Annotated in this window: 5 protein-coding genes and 1 tRNA gene; 4 read left to right on the top strand and 2 right to left on the bottom strand. The window is 26.5% G+C overall.

Going from position 1 to position 6,316, the window contains the following annotated elements; genetic code table 11:
* Window positions 1-78: 78 nt before the first annotated feature.
* Window positions 79-885 carry a polysaccharide deacetylase family protein gene (locus tag EG57_RS0221980; protein ID WP_032079244.1) on the bottom strand — a complete coding sequence of 269 codons (807 nt, stop codon included), beginning with the start codon at window positions 883-885 and terminating at the stop codon, window positions 79-81.
* Between the two features lie 788 nt (window positions 886-1,673).
* On the opposite strand from EG57_RS0221980, the gene pckA reads away from it, so the two are divergent.
* The 4 genes from pckA to EG57_RS26870 all read left to right on the top strand — a co-directional run bounded on the left by pckA (window position 1,674) and on the right by EG57_RS26870 (window position 5,778).
* Window positions 1,674-3,260, top strand: a complete 1,587-nt coding sequence (gene pckA / locus EG57_RS0221975; RefSeq protein ID WP_032079243.1) for a phosphoenolpyruvate carboxykinase (ATP) — start codon at window positions 1,674-1,676, stop codon at window positions 3,258-3,260.
* Window positions 3,261-3,507: 247 nt separating this feature from the next.
* Window positions 3,508-4,392 (top strand): FUSC family protein, encoded by an 885-nt coding sequence (locus EG57_RS0221970; protein ID WP_032079242.1) that lies wholly within the window; start codon window positions 3,508-3,510, stop codon window positions 4,390-4,392.
* Between the two features lie 150 nt (window positions 4,393-4,542).
* Window positions 4,543-5,394 carry an undecaprenyl-diphosphate phosphatase gene (locus EG57_RS0221965; RefSeq protein ID WP_032079241.1) on the top strand — a complete coding sequence of 284 codons (852 nt, stop codon included), beginning with the start codon at window positions 4,543-4,545 and terminating at the stop codon, window positions 5,392-5,394.
* A 207-nt stretch (window positions 5,395-5,601) separates the two neighbouring features.
* Window positions 5,602-5,778, top strand: a complete 177-nt coding sequence (locus EG57_RS26870; protein WP_200880599.1) for a hypothetical protein — start codon at window positions 5,602-5,604, stop codon at window positions 5,776-5,778.
* A 25-nt stretch (window positions 5,779-5,803) separates the two neighbouring features.
* Here EG57_RS26870 and EG57_RS0221960 read toward each other — a convergent pair.
* A tRNA-Leu gene (locus tag EG57_RS0221960) sits at window positions 5,804-5,892 on the bottom strand.
* Window positions 5,893-6,316: the final 424 nt, after the last annotated feature.

The raw sequence follows: 6,316 nt of genomic DNA, 5'->3' as shown, positions 1-6,316 counted from the left end.
GGAATACAGTTGAAAGTTACTTCGCTTACATATGCTTACGTCATAATATTTTTAAAATTTGAAGTACGAGCTAATTATTTACTTGTTCATTATTTTTAATTTTATCATTTCGTCTTCTTCATCGGGAGATATATCGTCGAAGGTTTTAAATACATAACCTTCATTTTTTAAATATTTTATTATATCAGGTAATGCATCTACAGTAAAATACTTATAGTAGGTATCGTGCATTAAAATTACTGCGAAATCTTTATTTTTACATTGAGTCATAACATTATTTTTAATCTTATCTACAGCTACTACATGGCTTTCAGCATCTCCAGAACATACATTCCAATCTACATATCTTAGACCTTTCTCATGTAGAGCTTTTTTTATAGAATTTATATTATCTTTGCTTGTAACTAAATTAGTAGAGCCGCCTGGAAGTCTTATGTATGGTGAGGGAGTTTTACCAGTTAATTTTTTTATAACATTATAACAAGCATCATAATCATCAAGATAGGTACTTAAATTTTTGTATATTTTTTTGTAATCATGAGAATATGTATGCACACCGATACACATGCCACTATCGGATATTTCCTTTAATATTTGGGGATTTTCATTTGCTTTTATACCAACTACAAAAAAAGAGGCTTTTACGTTATTGTCCTTTAATATACTTAATATTTTTCTTGTATTGTTTATACAAGGGCCATCATCAAAAGTTAAATAAACTTCTTTAGGATTTGACGATTGACTATTTAAACTTAAGCAGCTAGAGCTTGAGACTTTGTTATTTTTAGAGTAATAGGATGAATTGAATAAAAATTTTTCAGATACATTTGAATATAAAGTTAAACATAGGAAAATTGCTGTAAAAACATAAATACTTTTTTTCATATAATCACCTGCTTTGTTTTCTTTACTATATATGTTAACCTGTATTTGAAAAAAAATATAAGAAATAAAATACATTTATAGATTTTCATAGAATGTATGCTAAATTTATGGTTAGTTAGGAAGTGATTGTTTGAAAAAAGGCTATATTTACGCTATAATTTCAGCTACATTATTCTCATTAATGGCATTATTAATATATACATGGCCAACTTTTTTATTTTGAAAGAACAAGTAATGTTTACTCAAGTTATTGGAGCACTACTTATAGTCTATTCAGTATATTTAATTAGAAAAGAAAACTAGTAACATAGATACTATGACTTAAAATTGATAGTAAAAATTATTTTAACATCATCTTGCAGTTTTTTGTTATGATAGATGTTTATATAACAGTATTATAGTTTATTACAAAGTATATTATTTGTGTAATAATATTTTAGTTAAAATTAAAAGTAAAAATCATAAGGAGAAATTTAAAATACTAATTATTATCTTTGCAGATAATAATTAGTATTTTTATTAATATATCAAAAAAATCCAATAGTAATTTATTGTTTTGTAAGTAAAAAAATACTATTTATTTTATGCAAGTCAAAAAATAAAAACTTGCATAAATAGTATATCACATTTGAAATAGTATATCATTTATCTGTAAAAATAGCATAAGTGTGCTAGGTTTTTGCAAGGTAAATTGAAAAAATCTAGCAAAAAATAAAAAATATAATTTTTTTCTTGCATTTTTTTGTTAGAGGTGTAATAATTATTATATAGTGTTGAGGGGGGATAACATGAACTTAAAGTTAGAATATATAAATATTAAAAATTGTAAAAACGTTTATAGAAACTTAACGGTATCTGAATTAACAGAATTTGCAATTAAACGTGAGGAAGGAATTTTATCAGATAAAGGAGCGTTAGTTGTAAATACAGGGAAATACACTGGAAGATCACCTAAAGATAGATTCATTGTAAAGCAAAGCAGCATAGAAAATAAAGTAAATTGGGGAGATACAAATTTACCTATAGATGAAATCGTATTTGACAGATTTTATGAGAAAGTTACAGAATATTTGGAAAACAAAAATGTGTTTGTATTTGATGGATTTGTAGGTGCTATGAAAGAATACAATTTGCCTATTAGAGTGGTATGTGAGAATGCTTCTCAAGCACTATTTTCTAATCAATTATTTAGAAAACCTAGTTTAGAAGATTTGGAAGATTTTCATCCACAATTTCATGTTATTTCTGCTCCAGGTTTTAAGGCTAAAGGAAAAGAAGATGGAATAAATTCTGAAGCTTTTATACTTATAAATTTTGACAAAAAAGTGATATTAATAGGTGGAACACAATATTCGGGAGAGATAAAAAAGTCTATTTTTTCAGTAATGAACTTTTTATTACCTAAGAAAGGAGTTCTCCCAATGCATTGTTCTGCAAATATTGGTGAAGATAAAAAAACAGCTGTATTTTTTGGATTATCAGGTACGGGAAAAACTACTTTATCAGCTGATCCTGAAAGAAAACTTATAGGTGATGATGAGCATGCTTGGTGTAATGATGGAATATTCAATTTTGAAGGTGGATGTTATGCTAAGACTATAAAACTTGATAAAGAAAAGGAATATGAAATATATAATGCTATAAAATTTGGAACAATGCTTGAAAATGTAGTTTTGGATGAAAATAGACAACCAGATTATAATAGTAATAAATATACTGAAAATACAAGAGCAGCATATCCGTTAGAGTATGTAGATAATATTGAAAAAAGTGGAATAGGTGAAAGTCCTAATACAATTATTTTTTTAACAGCAGATGCATTTGGTGTAATGCCAGCTATATCAAAACTTTCAAAGGAAGCTGCTATGTATCATTTTATGTCTGGATATACAAGTAAAGTAGCAGGGACTGAAAGAGGGATAAACGAACCAAAGGCTACATTTTCAGCTTGTTTTGGAGAACCTTTTATGTTGATGAATCCTTCAGTTTATGCTGAGCTACTTGGAGAAAGAATAGATAAATATAATACAGAAGTATATCTTGTAAACACAGGATGGCTAAATGGAGGATATGGAAAAGGAAATAGAATAAAGCTTTCTTATACACGAGCTATGGTAAAAGCTGCGCTTGAAGGAAGGTTAAGAGATGTAGAGTATGTAGAACATCCTATATTTAAGGTTTTAATGCCTGTAGAATGTCCGGGAGTACCTTCTGAAATATTGAATCCTAAAAATACCTGGAAAGATAAAGAAGAATATGATTGTAAAGCTGTAGATTTAGCAGATAAATTTAAAGAAAACTTTATGAAGTTTAAAAATGTAGCTAAAGATATAATTGAAGCTGGTCCAGAAACAAAAATAGTTGAATATGCATAAATAATGTAATAAAAACTTTGTTTTTACTCAATAAAGTCAGTGAAAACAAAGTTTTTATTATTTCATGATATATTTAGTGAAAAAGAATAATGAATAATTTAATATTAATTTTTATAATATTACATAGCATTTTATAGGTAGTAAGTTATTTTTAAATTCATGTTCATGGAAAATGAATTTAAAATTGTGTATCATGAATAGTACCTGATAAATAATATAATTAAACTTTTTAAAGGTAGGTATTTTTATGAAATTTAGGAAAATAGGTATGAGAAATATAAAAACAGCGATATCTGTTTCTATATGTGTAGCTTTGGCTCATGTATTTAATAGAGAGTATATATTTTATGCGGTAATAGCATCAGTTATAGCTATGCAAAATTCAGTTGCAGATTCTTTTAAGACTGGTAAAAATAGAATGTTAGGAACTATCACAGGAGCAGTTATAGGATTTATATTTGCGTTTATATCTCCAAATAACATAATTCTCTGTGGTATTGGCATTATAATTTTAATATTTATATGCAATTCATTAGGATGGAATAAATCTATAACTATATCCTGTATTGTTTTTCTTGCTATAATGTTAAATTTAAATGGAAGAAGTCCACTTATGTATAGTATTAATAGGATAATTGATACTTTTATAGGAATAACTGTAGCTGTACTTGTAAATTATTTCATACTTCCACCTAAACACTTGGATAAGTTATATGATCAATATATACTTGCTATAGATAAAGTATTCATTATTATGGAAGAAAAATTGTGTAATCATAAAAGAGTAAATCTAGATAAACTAGAAAATGAAATATTAAAGTTGAAAAGTAATTTAAATACTTATACTTCTGAAATTAGAATAAGACAGCAAAAAAATATGTATGTAGATGAAATTAAAAAAATTATTAATGTATGTAATGAAATATATATACATTTAAAAATAATTGAATCAATAGAACAGGTATGTGGACTTAATGAAATTAATCATATTAGGGTTATAGATATGTTTAGTAAGGAACCAATGAGAGAAAAGGAAAATGATCAAATTAGCACAGTATTTAATTATCATGTAGAAAACATACTTAATTTATTGGATAAGCTTGAAGTTATCAAATATTTAAATAAACATTAAATTCTAAAATAATGTTAATATTTAATGTTTATTTAAATTTATTAGTTGAGAACTATCTATTAAAAATAGTATAATAAAAATTGTTATTGTAATTTTTCAGTATGAAAGTTTCTATTTATATATTAATGAAAAGAAAGAGAGTGTGAATGTATGGATATAGTACTTATATTAAAAGCTGTTGTAATAGGAATAGTAGAAGGACTTACTGAATTTTTGCCTGTATCATCTACAGGTCATATGATTATAGTTGGAAATTTAATAAATTTTAAGGCACCAGCTTATCCTAAAGCATATGTAGATATGTTTGAAGTAGTTATACAATTAGGAGCTATATTGGCTGTTGTTGTATTGTACTGGGATAAAATAAAGGAGACTTTATTAAACTTTTTACCAAGTGAAAGAGTTTCGGCTAAAGAATCAGGACTGAGATTTTGGATTATCATACTTATAGCATGTATACCTGCTATAATAATAGGATTTCCATTAAAAGACAAGATAGAGGATAAGCTATTTTATCCAATACCTGTTGCAGTAGCATTAGTTTTAGGAGCAGTATGGATGATCTATGCTGAAAATAAGTACAGAAATAATAACAGACACATCACGATTTCTAATATAAATGCTAGACAAGCACTTATTATAGGTGCATTTCAATGTTTAGCATTGTGGCCAGGAATGTCACGTTCGGCATCTACTATTATTGGAGCTTGGATAGCAGGACTTTCCACCGTAGTTGGAGCAGAATTTTCATTTTTTCTTGCTATACCTATGATGGTTGGAGCATCCGGGTTATCATTAATCAAACATAATGTTTTTTCTACATGTAATTTAGAACAAATAATAGCTTTAATAGTAGGCTTTATTGTTTCATTTATAGTAGCTTTGTTTGTAATAGATAAATTTATTAAATTTTTGAAGAAACGTCCTATGAGAGTTTTTGCAGTGTATAGAATATTTATTGGATTAATAATACTTGGACTAGTTCTTGCACATAAACTATAATTTTTTATATTTAATGAAGAGTCTTTACTTAGGTTCATATGGATTGAACTTGAGTAAGGTCTTTTTTAGTTATATGCAATATTTTATAATGAAATATAAATTTGAAACTTATAAGTAAAGTTCTTAATGGTAATAATAATATAAGAATTTGTTTAATGTTAATAAAATGATATTAAAGAAGAGTTGGAATTAGAAAGGTGGAATAGTATGTTAGTTAGTAATATGTATATGGCAGTAGGAGAAGAGTGTCCAGCTTATAGTTCTTTATATGAATCTAAAAATAGCAAAGTTGAGTTTGTGAGTTGCATAACATGTGAAAATTTTAAGAGTGGAATGTGTTCTTTAAATTACTATGATATTGTGGCTATGAATATAAAAAAATAAAAAAAGCGAGGTTTAAAACCTCGCTTGGTGCTGAAGACCGGAATCGAACCGGTACGGGTTTTAAAGCCCGCAGGATTTTAAGTCCTGTGCGTCTGCCAGTTCCGCCACTCCAGCAAATTACTTTTTACATAAAATATTATAATAAATATTGAATTAATTGTCAATAATTATCATTAAAAAATTTTTTCTGTGAAAGTTGAGTAAATAGTGCTTAGGTTGTATGATATATAGTAATTGTTAAAAGTAAACTTTTCCTAGTGTATCAATATAAGTATATTTAAGAAAAACATATATATATTGAAAAAAATGCATATAATCTCATTTAATTATATATATATTCAATAATAAGTAAGAAATTTGTGATACAATAACTACTGTCGTCGAGAGATGATGAGGTTTGAGAAAAGTTAACAAATAATGTTGACAAAGTTTTTAAATCATGGTAATATTAAAAAGCTATCAACAAAGGTAGCACAATGATCCTTGAAAATTAAACAGAGTGAAAGTAAGATATAAATCTTATTTTAAATAAGCCAGT

It is taken from the genome of Clostridium drakei (genome assembly GCF_000633595.2).
Classification (GTDB): Bacteria; Bacillota; Clostridia; order Clostridiales; family Clostridiaceae; genus Clostridium_AM; species Clostridium_AM drakei.
The sequence above is the reverse complement of the archived record's forward strand: the minus strand, read 5'-3'. Positions and strand labels throughout refer to the sequence as shown.

Coding starts and splice junctions, on each gene's coding strand:
- EG57_RS0221965 (WP_032079241.1), top strand. CDS start 4,543: ATGGATATAGTACTTATATTAAAAGCTGTTGTAATAGGAATAGTAGAA.
- EG57_RS0221970 (WP_032079242.1), top strand. CDS start 3,508: ATGAAATTTAGGAAAATAGGTATGAGAAATATAAAAACAGCGATATCT.
- EG57_RS0221980 (WP_032079244.1), bottom strand. CDS start 885: ATGAAAAAAAGTATTTATGTTTTTACAGCAATTTTCCTATGTTTAACT.
- EG57_RS26870 (WP_200880599.1), top strand. CDS start 5,602: ATGTTAGTTAGTAATATGTATATGGCAGTAGGAGAAGAGTGTCCAGCT.
- pckA (WP_032079243.1), top strand. CDS start 1,674: ATGAACTTAAAGTTAGAATATATAAATATTAAAAATTGTAAAAACGTT.